We start from the raw sequence: 12,446 nt of genomic DNA, 5'->3' as shown, positions 1-12,446 counted from the left end.
TCAGTGCACGTCGTCGGGAAGTACGGGAAGGGCGGCAATCTCGATGCCCTCGTCGATAAGCGCCTGCGCCTCATCAGGTGTCGTCTGGCCGATGATCCCGCGCGCATCGGCCTCGCCGTAATGGATCTTGCGCGCCTCCTCGGGGAAGCGTTCGCCGACATCCTCGGAGTTGGCCTTAATCGCGGTTACCGCCTCTTTCAGCTTCTGGAAGGCCTCGCGACGCACCGCATCCATGGCGACCGTCTGCATCTGGTCCTTCTTGCGCGCGGTCGAAACCGACGGCGCCATCAACACCTTGGAGACGGCGGCCGAGTTGCAAGTGGGACAGGTGAGAAAACCGGATGCGACCTGGCGGTCGAAATCGGCGCTTTCGGAAAACCAGCCTTCGAACTCATGGGCATTGTCACAACGCAGCGAATAACGGATCAAGCGGCCACGCCTCCGGACACATCGCCGCCAACCGTCTCGATCGAGAACTCGCGGGCATTCTTCAAATTCGGGATCTTGTCGCGCGCGGCCTTCACGGCGGCTGGATCGATCTCGGCGATCACGATCGCCTCGCCGGTGCCACCAGCCGACGCCAGGATTTTGCCCCAGGGATCGATGATCATCGAGTGCCCGAAGGTCTCGCGCCCATCCTCATGCACGCCGGCCTGGGCGGCGGCGATCACGAACATGCCGTTCTCGATGGCGCGCGCCCGCAGCAGGATTTCCCAATGCGCCTCGCCCGTCTGGCGGGTGAAGGCGGCAGGCACCGTCATCACCTGCGCTCCGGCGACCGCCTGGGCGCGGAACAGCGCCGGGAAGCGAACATCGTAGCAGATCGCAAAGCCCATCTCGGCGAACGGCAGCGACACGACACGCGCCTCCTGCCCCGGCCGGTAGGCAGCACTCTCCCGCCAGCTCTCGCCATTGTCGAGATCGACGTCGAACATGTGGATCTTGTCGTAGCGGTTCAGGATCTTGCCGTCGGGACCGAAGAGATAGCCGCGATTAGCAAGCTTGCCGTCCTCGAGCGCGATCGCCGTCGACCCGACATGCACGTAAATCTGCAGTTCGCCGGCGAGCTCTCGCGCGGTGCGAACGATGATGTCGTTGGCCTCGTCGCGCAGGTGCAGCTTGCCGGCGGCGCGGTCGCGCTGCAGCATCCCGGTCATCTCGGGCGTCTGGACATAAGTGGCGCCCGAGGCGGCCGCCTCGCGCACCAGCCGCGCCATGGCGGCCGCGTTGCGCTGCGGATCGATACCCGAACACATCTGAATGGCGGCGGCCTTGAAGGTCATAGGCTTGTCCTAGGCGGCCAGCAGCGGGTCGAGCTTGCCCGCACGCTCCAGCGCATAGAGATCATCGCACCCGCCGACATGCTTGTCGCCTATGAAAATCTGCGGGAAAGTCGAGCCGCCATTGGCGCGCGCGATCATCTCGGCGCGGAAGGCCGGGGTGGAAGTCGCATTGTGCTCGACGAAATCGACACCCTTCTCGGAAAGAAGAGACTTGGCGCGAACGCAAAAACCGCAGCCATCGCGCGTATAAATCGTAACCGGTACCATCGTAACTCCAGACAAGGCAGTAATCTCCCTGTCATATAGTTTCGGATAGCGCCCTTGCAAAGGTCAAAACCGTGATATCGGCGGCACCTGCGCGGCGCAGCACCCTGGCAGCCGCCGCCACCGTCGCGCCGGTCGTATAGACATCGTCGACCAGCACCAACCGCTTCCCGAACACATCGCCCTCGCGGCCACTGGCGATCGCAAAGGCGCCACGCACATTCTCCTGCCGCGCCTTGGCACCCAGCCCCACCTGCTGGCGCGTGCGGCGAACACGCAGCAGCGTCGCGGACAGCAGCGGGCGCTCTACCTGTTTTGCCATGTGGCGCGCCAGCTCCGCCGCCTGATTGAACCGGCGCGACAGGATACGGGTGCGATGCAGCGGCACCGGCAGGATCGCGTCACAGCGCTCGACGGCGCCATCGGATGCCCTGAGCATCCACGCCGCCATCATCGGCGCCAGATCGGTGCGGTCGCGATATTTCAGCCCATGCACGAGATTGCGCACCGCCTCGTCGTGAAAGGCCGCCGTGCGCAGGCGGTCGAAAGGCGGCGGGTCGGCGATGGCAGCGGCACTCAAAATGCCCGGGCCGAGATCATGCGAAAAGGGAATGCCGAGAACCTCGCAATAGGGTCGCTCGATGAAGCGCAGCGCCGACCAGCATTTTGGGCAGACGCCGCGATGCTGTCCCGTCGATACGCCGCAGACGGCACAGGCGGGTGGATAGATGAGGTCGACCATAGCCGACAGCGGACGCCCCAGCGCCCGGTCGATCCCCGCCAAACCTTGCCACCCGCGCAACCCCATGGCGAAACGATAGCGCATTTCGCGCAACAGGAAAATCGCCTTGCTGCTCCGGCCTAGCAGGATTATTGACGTCGGCATGGACATCATCTTCGATACCACCCGGATCGCGGCGAACCGGCATCGCGCGCTTCGCAACAACGATCCGAAGGCAAGCTTCCTGCTCGATATCGCCGCCGACGAACTGGGCGAACGCCTCGCCGTCGTCGAGCGCACCTTCGAACACGCCGTCGAACTGCATGGCGCGACCGGTTCGGCCGCCCGCGCCGCCAAGGCGACCGGCAAGATCGGCAGCCTCACCCGCGTCGAAAGCGAACAGGCCTACGCCACCTCCGACGATACCTTCATCGAGGCGCCGCTGGAGATGGTTCCGCTGGAGCCGCAATCCGCCAATCTGGTGATCGCGCCGCTCAGCCTGCACCTGACCAACGACACGCCCGGCGTCTTCATCCAGATCCGCCGTGCGCTGCGTCCCGACGGGCTGTTCCTCGCCGCCATTCCCGGCTCCGGCACGCTGCAGGAACTGCGCGAGGTCCTGCTCGCCACCGAGATCGAGATGACCGGCGGTGCCAGCCCGCGCGTCATTCCCTTCGCCGATGTCCGCGATGTCGGCGGCCTGATGCAGCGCGCCGGTTTCGCGCTGCCGGTCATCGATGCCGAGACCTATACGGTCCGCTACGATTCCATCTTTCCGCTGATGCGCGACCTGCGCGCCATGGGCATGACCAACCCGCTCGCCGAGCGCAGCAGCAAGCCGTTGACGCGCGCCTTCTTCATACGCGCCGCCGAACTATACGCGGAGCGCTATTCCGATCCGGATGGCCGCATCCGGGCCACCTTCTCGATCATCTATGTCTCGGGATGGGCGCCGCATGAGAGCCAGCAGAAACCGCTGCGGCCGGGATCGGCAAAGGTCAGGCTCGCCGACGCATTGAAGGTCGAGGAGCACAAGCTCAAGCAGTAGGGCTTTTTGCGAGCCCTAGCGCCGCTCAGGTCAGCGACGGTATCTGGTTTGCAATGTAGGTGAAGACGTTGTTTAGCGATCCGCTGAGCGCGCCGACGCCGGTGATCAGCGCGGTGGCGATCAGGGCGGCGATGAGGCCGTATTCGATGGCGGTGGCGCCGTTGCGATCGGCGACAAATGCTTTCAGAAGTCTCGTCATTCGTCCCTCGTCGCTCGACATCACAGTCGATTTCTTCGCATCGCCTCGGGCCTCACGCCCTCAGCAGCCAACGCCGCTTCCATAGCCCTGCACCACGCAGACGGAACCCGGCGTATCCTGCAGAATGCTGCGGCGGATCGTGTAGCGCTTGCCGTTTTCGCTCTTCGGGCCGTTCTCGCTCTTCGGGATAGAACCCGTCGTGATGGTATCGAATTCAGACGGCGCGCTGGCGAAAACGCTCGACTTCGACTTGTCGGCGAGCATCGGTGTCAGGATCAGCGTCAGGGCCACGACGGCCGTGCCGAACAGCAAGGCAATGTTCAGCGCCCCCGTCTTGCGCGAGGAAACCGAAGCCTGCTCTTTCTCCCGAACTGCTTTCCAGAAATCGTCGTCCATGCGTCAAGCCTTCTACACACACGCCAGTTGCTTGATTGAGGCCGATCTTTGCCAGAATCTGTTAAACGATCGATTAATATCCACAGCCAGATTGGCACAGAAAAAGTTATAAAATAGAAATTTCTAAAGTAAGTCCTGCAGGATGGGGATCAGCGGCTCATCGGCCGGCGGCATGGGATAATCGCGCAGCGCCTGCGGCTTCACCCACTTGATCGCCTGCCCTTCGCGGCCGACGGGAATGCCCTCGAAACGACGGCAGACATAAAGCGGCATCAGCAGGTGGAATTTCTCGTAGGTGTGGCTGGCGAAAGTGAGCGGCGCCAGGCACGCCACCTTGGTGGTGATCCCGAGCTCTTCGTGGAGTTCGCGCACCAGCGTTTCCTCCGGCGTCTCGCCCGGCTCCATCTTGCCGCCGGGAAACTCCCAGAGACCGGCGAGCGATTTGCCTTCAGGCCGCTGCGCCAAGAGGATGCGGCCATCCGTGTCGATCAACGCGCAGGCGACGACGAGAAGAATGCTGTGGCCAGTCGCGCTCACACCTGTCTCGCTCATCGGCAAAGATCCCGCCGCCAGTAGGAATAGCGATAGGCTTCGACGAAGCCGAGGCGCTCGTAGAGCGTGATGGCAGGCACATTGCCGGTCTTGACCTGCAGCCAGGCCGAGCGGGCGCTGCGCATCCGCGCCCAGCGCAGAGCGGACGTCAAAATCTCCAGCCCGAGCCCCTCGCGGCGACGCGACGGCGTGACCGAGAGCGACATGATGCCGGCCAGATCATTGTCCTGCACGCAGAGCACGGTCGCCAGCGGCCCCGTTTCCGGATCTTCCACCATGAACAGGCCGGATGGCGGCTTGATCGCGTTGATGACTTCGGCAAGCGCCGGCTTCAGCTTCGTCGACACCTGGTCAGTCGCCAGATTGGCGTCCACGAAGCGGCTGATGTCATGCGTCGGCAAGTGATCGAGCGTATCCGGCAGGTCGGCATTGGCGAGATCGCAGGTCATGACGATGGTCTCGTCGAACGGCACCCAGCCCTCGGCTTTCACCAGATCGATCAGCACAGGCGAGGCCAGCGGCGTCTGCCGCAGCACGGCCGGGCGGCCATAGGCTTCGAACTTGCGGCTCGCCTTGGCCAGCCTGATCTCGACGTCGCGATGGTCGGACGGATCGAGCGGCACGATCGAGTTCAGCCGGTTCGACGGATGCCCTGCCGTCAGCCGCACCTGCCAGCTGCCGTCGTAGACCACGGACGAGGCAGGCCAGGCCCGGAAACCGACGGCTTCCAGCCTGCGCACGAGCGGCAGATTTGCCTTCTTAGGGAATGCTTCAGTCAATGAAAAATCAGCTCCGGTAGTCACCGTTGATGGCGACATACTCCTTTGTGAGGTCGCACGTCCAGACCGTTGCCGTACCGTTTCCGAGGCCGATTTCGACCTTCACCGGAATGTCCTGCTTTTTCATGACGTTGGAGGCGGCCTCTTCCGAGTAGCCGGCGTCACGTTCGCCGTTGACGGCAACGCGCACGTCGCCGAACCAGATGGCCAGGCGGTCGCGATCGGCCATTTCGCCTGATTTGCCGACGGCCATGACGATACGGCCCCAGTTGGCGTCCTCGCCGGCGGCCGCGGTCTTGACCAGCGGCGAATTGGCGATGGAGAGCGCGATCGTCTTGGCGGCGGCATCGCTTTCGGCGCCCGTCACGGTGATCTCGAGCATCTTGGTGGCGCCTTCGCCGTCGCGCACGACCTGCAGCGCCAGATCCTTGAGGAGATCGTTGAGCGCGGCACGGAACGACGCGAGGCGCGGATCGTCAGCCGTCTCGACGCGAGCCTGGCCGTCTTCGGCGGCAGCTCCGGTGGCAAACAGCATCAGCGTGTCGGATGTCGAGGTATCGCTGTCGACAGTCATCGAGTTGAAGGTCGGGTTGACACCGGCGGACAGCATCGCCTGAAGTGCTGCCGGCGCGATGTCGGCGTCGGTGACGACGAAGGAGAGCATGGTCGCCATATCAGGCGCGATCATGCCTGCGCCCTTGGCGATGCCGTTGATAGAAACAGTAACGCCGCCGATCTCGGCCGTGCGGGTCGCGACCTTCGGATAGGTGTCAGTGGTCATGATCGCCTTGGCGGCCTCGAACCAGAAATCGCCGGTGGCATCCGAATAGAGCGTGTCGAGCACGCCGGAAAACTTGGTGGCGTCGAGCGGCTCGCCGATGACACCGGTGGAGGCGAGGAAGATCTCGCTTTCGCTGCAGCCAACGGCGGCAGCCGCGGACTTGGCGGTGAGCGCGGTCGCTTCACGGCCCTTCACGCCGGTAAAGGCGTTGGCATTGCCGGAATTGACGACCACGGCGCGCGCGATGCCGCCAGCCAGGTTGGCGCGGCAGAAATCGACAGGCGCCGACGGGCACTTCGAGCGGGTGAAGACACCGGCAACGGCCGCCGGCTTGTCGAACACCATCATCAGGACATCGGTGCGGTTCTTGTACTTGATCCCCGCCGAGGCGGTCGCCATGCGGACACCGCGCAGTGCTGGCATGGACACGAAGGTTTTGGGAGCGAGCGGGGAAACGGAACCGGACATGATCATCGACCTGGCATGAAAGGGGATACGGAAGGGCCCGGAAAAACCGGGCCCTCGATGGATAGTGTTACTGCTGAGCCGGCGCTGCTGCGGGCGCGTCACCCGGCTGTGGCTGCTTGTTGGCGTCGTCGTAGCCCTTGCGGAGCGCCTCGTCCGTGATGTCGATCTTGGACTTTTCCTTGGCGGAGGCGAGAAGCGCAAGATACTTGTCGCGCATGACGAGCTGACGAACCTGATCCTTGACCTGGTCGTAAGCCGGAGGAGCGGCGTCGCGCTTGTCCTCGACGAGGATGACGTGGTAGCCGAAATCGGTCTTAACAGGGGTCTTGGTGTAGGCACCCTTGTCGAGCGCGAAAGCCGCGTCTTCGAATTCCTTGACCATGCGGCCCTTGGTGAAATAGCCGAGATCGCCGCCGTCAGCCTTGTTCGGGTCGGTGGACTTTTCCTTTGCGAGGTCGGCGAAGTTCTTGCCGGCGTCGAGCTGCTTGATGACGTCCTTGGCTTCGTCTTCCGTCTTCACCAGGATGTGGCGGGCGTGAACTTCTTCCTGCTTCGGAAGGGCTGCGACTTCCTTGTCGTAGCGTGCCTTGACTTCAGCGTCGGTCACGGTGTCGACGACGTGCTTCTTGAAGTAGGCGTTGTGCAGTTCGCGATCGGCGAGGTACTGCATGCGCTTCTTGAACTCAGCCGACTGGTCGAGCTTCTCAGCAGCCGCGTCCTTGGCGAGCAGCTTCACGTCGATAGCGGCGGAAAGAGCTGCGACCTTCTTCTGGTCGTCAGGCAGCTGCGCCAGCTGCGGATCGAGGTTGGCGATCGCCAGGTCGAGTTCCGACTGGTGGATCTCGACATCGCCGACCTTGGCAACGACGGCGTCAGCGCCGTCCTGTGCCCGCACCGGCGCCTGGAAGGCGACGAACGTGGCGAGTGCCATCACGGCGATTCTGTTGTAGTTCAACATCAAACATTCCTTCACAGTTAACCCACCGGCTTCAACTTCTTGAATCCTGCCCTGAACAGGCATCAACACTGGAATGTGGCCTTTCTATATCAGCCAAATCCGTTGACATCATTCGACCCCCCTCTTATCTGTCACGCAACCTCGCGTCCAGAAAAGTTTCCTGGCGTTTCGATACGTGCGCCCGAAATTCGGCCGGGCCGCCCTTACGAGAAGCCCGGGATGAATATTCAGAAAGGACCAGTCGTATGGTCAGCTTTGGCGGCATCGCCCGCAAACTATTTGGCTCCGCCAATGATCGCCGCGTGCGGTCCTTCCAGCCGAACGTCGCCGCAATCAATGCGATTGAGGAAAAGACAAAGGCGCTGTCCGACGAACAGCTCGCCGCCCAGACGGTGGAGTTCCGCAAGCTGCTCGCCGAAGGCAAGACGCTCGACGACATCCTCGTCCCGGCCTTCGCCGTCGTGCGCGAAGCATCGCGCCGCGTGCTCGGCATGCGCCCCTTCGACGTCCAGCTGATCGGCGGCATGATCCTTCATTCCAACGCGATCGCGGAAATGAAGACGGGCGAAGGCAAGACGCTGGTCGGAACACTTCCCGTCTATCTGAACGCGCTGTCGGGCAAGGGCGTCCACGTCGTTACCGTCAACGACTACCTCGCCCAGCGCGACGCGGCCACCATGTCGCGCCTTTACAGCTTCCTCGGCCTGACCACTGGCGTCATCGTCCACGGTCTGTCGGACGAGGAACGCGCGGCGGCCTATGGCTGCGACATCACTTACGCGACCAACAACGAACTCGGCTTCGATTATCTGCGCGATAACATGAAGTACGAGAAGGGCCAGATGGTTCAGCGCGGCCACAACTACGCCATCGTCGATGAAGTGGACTCGATCCTCGTCGACGAAGCGCGCACGCCGCTGATCATCTCCGGTCCGCTCGACGACCGCTCCGATCTCTACAACACGATCGACACTTTCATTCCGCTGCTCGTCGAAAGCGACTACGAGATCGACGAAAAGCAGCGCTCGGCCAACTTCTCCGAAGAAGGCACCGAGAAGCTCGAAAATCTCCTGCGTGAAGCCGGCCTGCTCAAGGGCGCCAGCCTCTACGACATCGAGAACGTCGCGATCGTCCATCACGTCAACAACGCGCTAAAGGCCCACAAGCTCTTCACCCGCGACAAGGACTATATCGTCCGCAACGACGAGATCGTCATCATTGACGAATTCACCGGCCGCATGATGCCGGGCCGCCGTTATTCGGAAGGCCAGCACCAGGCGCTGGAAGCCAAGGAACATGTGAAGATCCAGCCTGAGAACCAGACGCTGGCGCAGATCACCTTCCAGAACTACTTCCGCATGTACGACAAGCTCGGCGGCATGACCGGTACCGCGCAGACGGAAGCGGAAGAATTCGGCAACATCTACGGTCTCGACGTCGTCGAAGTACCGACCAACCTGCCGATCCAGCGTATCGACGAAGACGACGAGGTCTACCGGACCTTCGAAGAGAAGTACAAGGCGATCATCGCCGAGATCGCGGATGCGCAGAAGCGCGGCCAGCCGGTTCTGGTCGGCACGACCTCGATCGAAAAGTCCGAACTGCTCGCCGACCTGATGCGCAAGCAGGGCTTCAACAACTTCCAGGTTCTGAACGCCCGCTACCACGAGCAGGAAGCCTATATCGTCGCCCAGGCCGGTGTGCCCGGCGCCGTCACCATCGCCACCAACATGGCGGGTCGCGGTACCGACATTCAGCTCGGCGGCAACCTCGACATGCGTGTCGAGCGTGAGCTCGGCGAAGTCGAGGAAGGTCCGGAGCGCGACGCCAAGATCGAGGCGATCCGCGAAGAGATCAAGCAGCTCAAGGAAAAGGCGCTGGCCGCCGGCGGTCTCTACGTTATCGCGACGGAACGCCACGAAAGCCGCCGTATCGACAACCAGCTGCGCGGCCGTTCCGGCCGTCAGGGCGACCCTGGCCGCTCGAAGTTCTATCTCTCGCTTCAGGACGACCTGATGCGCATCTTCGGCTCGGACCGCATGGATTCGATGCTGACCAAGCTCGGTCTCAAGGAAGGCGAAGCGATCGTCCATCCCTGGATCAACAAGGCTCTGGAACGCGCGCAGAAGAAGGTCGAAGCCCGCAACTTCGACATTCGTAAGAATCTGCTCAAGTACGACGACGTTCTGAACGACCAGCGCAAGGTGGTCTTCGAACAGCGCCTCGAGCTGATGGAAGCAACCAACATCTCCGAGACCGTTTCCGACATGCGTCGCGAAGTGATCGAGGATCTGGTTCAAAAGCACATTCCCGAGCGCGCCTATGCCGAACAGTGGGATGCCGTCGGCCTCAAGGAGCAGGCCAACGCGCTCCTCAATCTCGATCTGCCGATCGAGGACTGGGTCAAGGAAGAGGGCATCGGCGAAGACGATATCCGCGAACGCCTGACGGAAGCGGCCAACGCCGTCTTCACCGAAAAGGCCGAGCGCTTCGGCGACGACATCATGCATTACGTCGAGCGTTCGATCGTCATGCAGACGCTGGACGCGCTGTGGCGCGAGCACATCGTCAATCTCGACCACCTGCGTTCCGTCGTCGGTTTCCGTGGCTACGCCCAGCGCGACCCGCTGCAGGAATACAAGTCGGAAGCCTTCGAGCTCTTCAACACGCTGCTCAACAGCCTCCGCCAGGCCGTCACCGCCCAGCTGATGCGTGTCGAACTGGTGCAGCAGGAGCAGCCGGAACCGCCGGCCATGCAGGCGCACCACATTGACCCCAATACCGGCGAAGACGAGTTCGGCTCGGTCTACCAGGCATCGGAAGTCATCGTTGCGCCTGAAAACCGTAACCCCGACGACCCCGCAACCTGGGGCAAGGTCGGCCGCAACGAAGTTTGCCCCTGCGGTTCGGGCAAGAAGTACAAGCACTGCCACGGTGCCTTCGAGCAGGCCTGAGACCTGATCGAGACCTGAGATCGAAGCCCTCGCGACCTGGACGTCGCGAGGGCTTTTTCATGTGTGCAGCGCGCTCCTGTGCCCGCCCATGAGCAGAACCCGCCCACAACTTCCAATTTCATGATCCGCTCGAAATTCAGCCGCAAAACAGTCGCTTTGTTCGCCGAGCTTGCGCCGATATCAGAATTGATTTCAGGGAAACGCGATGAACCGCACCGCCTGCAAGGCCCCCTATTTCAGCCAGTGGGAAACGGCGTCGATGACGCTCTCCGTGCTGGAGCGCGGCGCTTCCGCCTTGCTGGATGACCCGCTCTGGCAACAATCCGGCGCGGACACCGCCGAGGAATATGCGCGCTGGGCCGTCAACATCTGCGGCATGGCCTGCCTGAAGATGATCCTCGCCGCCAGGGGCGAAGACCACCGCACGATCGACCTCGCGCGCGGCTGCACCCGCTTCGGCGGCTATGTCGTCAACGAGGAAGACCAGTCGATCAAGGGGCTGATCTACGCGCCCTTCGTCACCTATGTCGGCGAAACCTTCGGCCTCGACGCGAAAACGATCACCGGCCTTCAGACAGCAGATATCGCCGACATCCTGAAGGACAACGCCTTCTTCATCGCCTCGGTCAACAGCCAGATTCGCTGGCCGGACCGCCAGCCACCCTCAAAAGGCGGCCACCTTGTGCTGGTGACGGCGGCAAGCGCCGATACCATCCGCTTCCACAATCCATCCGGCCATGACGAAGCCAGCCAGGCCGACGTCGAGCTGCCGACCGAGATCTTCGACCGCTTCTTCGCCAATCGCGGCGTCGCCGTCAGGCTCGACCAATAACAACGATCCAAAGGGGACCCATCCGCCATGCCGACACAGCCCGCCCGCCCAACATCGTCGCGCCCGCGCATCGCCATCCTCTTCGGCGGCCGCTCGCCCGAACACGATGTCTCCATCCTCTCGGCGACCAATGTCGTCGCGGCCCTCGACGCCGAGCGCTACGACGTCCTGCCGATCTTCGTGACCCGGGAAGGGCAATGGCGGCTTCTGCCCAAGGGCACCACGCTGTCTTCCGCCGCCAAGGTCGAAGAAGCCGTCGAAGTCAGCCTTCTGCCCGGCGGCCATGGCCGAATGCTCGCCATCCCGCAAGGCGCGCAGCCCTATGAAGTCCCCGCGATCGACGTCCTTTTCCCCGTTCTGCACGGGATGCATGGCGAGGATGGCTCGATCCAGGGTCTTGCATCCGTTGCGCGCGTCCCGCTCGCCGGCTGCGGCCTGCTCGGATCGGTGACCGCGATCGACAAGGACATCGCCAAGCGCCTGCTCCGGGAAGCTGAGCTACCCGTGGCGAAAGCGCTCTGCATCGAGGAAGACAGCGTGCCGACTTTCGACGCCGCCTCGCGCCAACTCGGCCTGCCGCTCTTCATCAAGCCCGCCCGCCAGGGCTCCTCGGTCGGCGTCAGCAAGGTCAGGACACAAGAGGACTTCGCCGTCGCGCTTGCCGAGGGCTTCAAGCACGACAGCAAGCTTCTCGCCGAGGAATTCATCGCCGGCCGCGAGATCGAGTTCAGCGTGCTCGAGCACGCGAATGGCGAAATCACCGTCTCGCTGCCGGGCGAGATCGCGCCGGCCAAGAGTCACGGTTTTTACAGCTACGAAGCAAAATATATCGATGAAGCAGGTGCAGCACTCCGCGTGCCCGCGCAGCTGCCGAAGGAGATCGAGGACGAGCTGCGCAAGACCGCGCGCCAGGCCTTCAAGGCGCTCGGCTGCGACGGCATGGCCCGCGTCGATTTCTTCCTGATGCACGACATGTCCTTCGTGGTCAACGAGCTCAACACCATCCCCGGCTTCACCAATATCAGCATGTACGCCAAGGCGATGGCGGCATCGGGTGTCAGCTACGCCGAGGTGCTGGATGTCCTGATAGACAGGGCGTTGGCGCGCGGTGGCGGCTGAGGCTTTGAGCTGGGGACAGGTTAAGCCTGAGGACCCGGTCACAACCGTTTCTTAACCGTGTCATGCCACTACTCTAGGCACGATTTGCCAGA

Annotated in this window: 14 protein-coding genes; 4 read left to right on the top strand and 10 right to left on the bottom strand. The window is 62.8% G+C overall.

Annotated features, from left to right (window positions below; translation table 11 throughout):
• The 4 genes from ACIQUB_RS26155 to ACIQUB_RS26140 are packed head-to-tail and all read right to left on the bottom strand — an operon-like array spanning nt 1 to nt 2,355.
• Nucleotides 1–429 carry a DUF1178 family protein gene (locus tag ACIQUB_RS26155; protein WP_047508577.1) on the bottom strand — a complete coding sequence of 143 codons (429 nt, stop codon included), beginning with the start codon at nt 427–429 and terminating at the stop codon, nt 1–3.
• Entirely contained in the window at nt 426–1,283 is an 858-nt protein-coding gene (locus ACIQUB_RS26150; RefSeq protein WP_113235383.1) for a carbon-nitrogen hydrolase family protein, read from the bottom strand. The genes ACIQUB_RS26155 and ACIQUB_RS26150 overlap by 4 nt, the downstream gene beginning before the upstream one ends.
• A 9-nt stretch (nt 1,284–1,292) precedes the next feature.
• Nucleotides 1,293–1,550, bottom strand: a complete 258-nt coding sequence (gene grxC, locus ACIQUB_RS26145) for a glutaredoxin 3 (protein ID WP_047508583.1) — start codon at nt 1,548–1,550, stop codon at nt 1,293–1,295.
• Between the two features lie 31 nt (nt 1,551–1,581).
• On the bottom strand, nt 1,582–2,355 hold the full coding sequence (locus ACIQUB_RS26140) for a ComF family protein (protein ID WP_113235404.1): 774 nt from the start codon (nt 2,353–2,355) through the stop codon (nt 1,582–1,584).
• A 76-nt stretch (nt 2,356–2,431) separates the two neighbouring features.
• On the opposite strand from ACIQUB_RS26140, the gene ACIQUB_RS26135 reads away from it, so the two are divergent.
• Nucleotides 2,432–3,316, top strand: coding sequence for a methyltransferase domain-containing protein (locus ACIQUB_RS26135; RefSeq protein ID WP_113235384.1), 885 nt, complete (start codon nt 2,432–2,434; stop codon nt 3,314–3,316).
• A 25-nt stretch (nt 3,317–3,341) separates the two neighbouring features.
• Here ACIQUB_RS26135 and ACIQUB_RS26130 read toward each other — a convergent pair whose 3' ends face one another.
• From ACIQUB_RS26130 to ACIQUB_RS26105, 6 genes are all read right to left on the bottom strand, one after another.
• On the bottom strand, nt 3,342–3,515 hold the full coding sequence (locus ACIQUB_RS26130) for a Flp family type IVb pilin (protein WP_113235385.1): 174 nt from the start codon (nt 3,513–3,515) through the stop codon (nt 3,342–3,344).
• A gap of 60 nt (nt 3,516–3,575) precedes the next feature.
• Entirely contained in the window at nt 3,576–3,911 is a 336-nt protein-coding gene (locus ACIQUB_RS26125; RefSeq protein WP_113235386.1) for a hypothetical protein, read from the bottom strand.
• A 123-nt stretch (nt 3,912–4,034) separates the two neighbouring features.
• Nucleotides 4,035–4,463: an 8-oxo-dGTP diphosphatase MutT gene (mutT, locus tag ACIQUB_RS26120; RefSeq protein WP_113235387.1), complete on the bottom strand. Its 429-nt coding sequence runs from the start codon at nt 4,461–4,463 to the stop codon at nt 4,035–4,037.
• Nucleotides 4,460–5,281 (bottom strand): GNAT family N-acetyltransferase, encoded by an 822-nt coding sequence (locus ACIQUB_RS26115; RefSeq protein WP_047508598.1) that lies wholly within the window; start codon nt 5,279–5,281, stop codon nt 4,460–4,462. Before ACIQUB_RS26115 ends, mutT begins: the two co-directional genes overlap by 4 nt.
• On the bottom strand, nt 5,250–6,491 hold the full coding sequence (gene argJ, locus ACIQUB_RS26110; protein ID WP_113235405.1) for a bifunctional glutamate N-acetyltransferase/amino-acid acetyltransferase ArgJ: 1,242 nt from the start codon (nt 6,489–6,491) through the stop codon (nt 5,250–5,252). Before argJ ends, ACIQUB_RS26115 begins: the two co-directional genes overlap by 32 nt.
• A gap of 67 nt (nt 6,492–6,558) precedes the next feature.
• Complete coding sequence (locus ACIQUB_RS26105; RefSeq protein ID WP_111564836.1) at nt 6,559–7,449, bottom strand: peptidylprolyl isomerase; 891 nt, start codon at nt 7,447–7,449, stop codon at nt 6,559–6,561.
• A 245-nt stretch (nt 7,450–7,694) separates the two neighbouring features.
• Here ACIQUB_RS26105 and secA point away from each other — a divergent pair, with 245 nt between their 5' ends.
• From secA to ACIQUB_RS26090, 3 genes are all read left to right on the top strand, one after another.
• A complete protein-coding gene (gene secA, locus ACIQUB_RS26100; protein WP_113235388.1) occupies nt 7,695–10,403 on the top strand; it encodes a preprotein translocase subunit SecA in 2,709 nt (902 codons plus the stop codon).
• Nucleotides 10,404–10,608: 205 nt separating this feature from the next.
• The gene (locus ACIQUB_RS26095) at nt 10,609–11,235 is read left to right on the top strand and encodes a C39 family peptidase (protein ID WP_113235389.1); all 627 of its coding nucleotides are present in this window, start codon (nt 10,609–10,611) and stop codon (nt 11,233–11,235) included.
• A gap of 27 nt (nt 11,236–11,262) precedes the next feature.
• Nucleotides 11,263–12,354, top strand: coding sequence for a D-alanine--D-alanine ligase family protein (locus tag ACIQUB_RS26090; RefSeq protein WP_113235390.1), 1,092 nt, complete (start codon nt 11,263–11,265; stop codon nt 12,352–12,354).
• The last annotated feature ends 92 nt before the right edge of the window (nt 12,355–12,446 follow it).

It is taken from the genome of Rhizobium sp. NPDC090275 (assembly GCF_044772225.1).
Lineage (GTDB): Bacteria > Pseudomonadota > Alphaproteobacteria > Rhizobiales > Rhizobiaceae > Rhizobium.
Note: the sequence above shows the minus strand (reverse complement) of the source record. Positions and strands in the feature narration are given on the sequence as shown.

What these genes read in the sequence shown, in the direction of transcription:
- ACIQUB_RS26135 (WP_113235384.1), top strand. Translation starts at nt 2,432, where the DNA reads ATGGACATCATCTTCGATACCACCCGGATCGCGGCGAACCGGCATCGC.
- ACIQUB_RS26150 (WP_113235383.1), bottom strand. Translation starts at nt 1,283, where the DNA reads ATGACCTTCAAGGCCGCCGCCATTCAGATGTGTTCGGGTATCGATCCG.
- ACIQUB_RS26105 (WP_111564836.1), bottom strand. Translation starts at nt 7,449, where the DNA reads ATGTTGAACTACAACAGAATCGCCGTGATGGCACTCGCCACGTTCGTC.
- mutT (WP_113235387.1), bottom strand. Translation starts at nt 4,463, where the DNA reads ATGAGCGAGACAGGTGTGAGCGCGACTGGCCACAGCATTCTTCTCGTC.
- ACIQUB_RS26130 (WP_113235385.1), bottom strand. Translation starts at nt 3,515, where the DNA reads ATGACGAGACTTCTGAAAGCATTTGTCGCCGATCGCAACGGCGCCACC.
- ACIQUB_RS26095 (WP_113235389.1), top strand. Translation starts at nt 10,609, where the DNA reads ATGAACCGCACCGCCTGCAAGGCCCCCTATTTCAGCCAGTGGGAAACG.
- ACIQUB_RS26140 (WP_113235404.1), bottom strand. Translation starts at nt 2,355, where the DNA reads ATGGGGTTGCGCGGGTGGCAAGGTTTGGCGGGGATCGACCGGGCGCTG.
- secA (WP_113235388.1), top strand. Translation starts at nt 7,695, where the DNA reads ATGGTCAGCTTTGGCGGCATCGCCCGCAAACTATTTGGCTCCGCCAAT.
- grxC (WP_047508583.1), bottom strand. Translation starts at nt 1,550, where the DNA reads ATGGTACCGGTTACGATTTATACGCGCGATGGCTGCGGTTTTTGCGTT.
- ACIQUB_RS26090 (WP_113235390.1), top strand. Translation starts at nt 11,263, where the DNA reads ATGCCGACACAGCCCGCCCGCCCAACATCGTCGCGCCCGCGCATCGCC.
- ACIQUB_RS26115 (WP_047508598.1), bottom strand. Translation starts at nt 5,281, where the DNA reads ATGTCGCCATCAACGGTGACTACCGGAGCTGATTTTTCATTGACTGAA.
- argJ (WP_113235405.1), bottom strand. Translation starts at nt 6,491, where the DNA reads ATGTCCGGTTCCGTTTCCCCGCTCGCTCCCAAAACCTTCGTGTCCATG.
- ACIQUB_RS26125 (WP_113235386.1), bottom strand. Translation starts at nt 3,911, where the DNA reads ATGGACGACGATTTCTGGAAAGCAGTTCGGGAGAAAGAGCAGGCTTCG.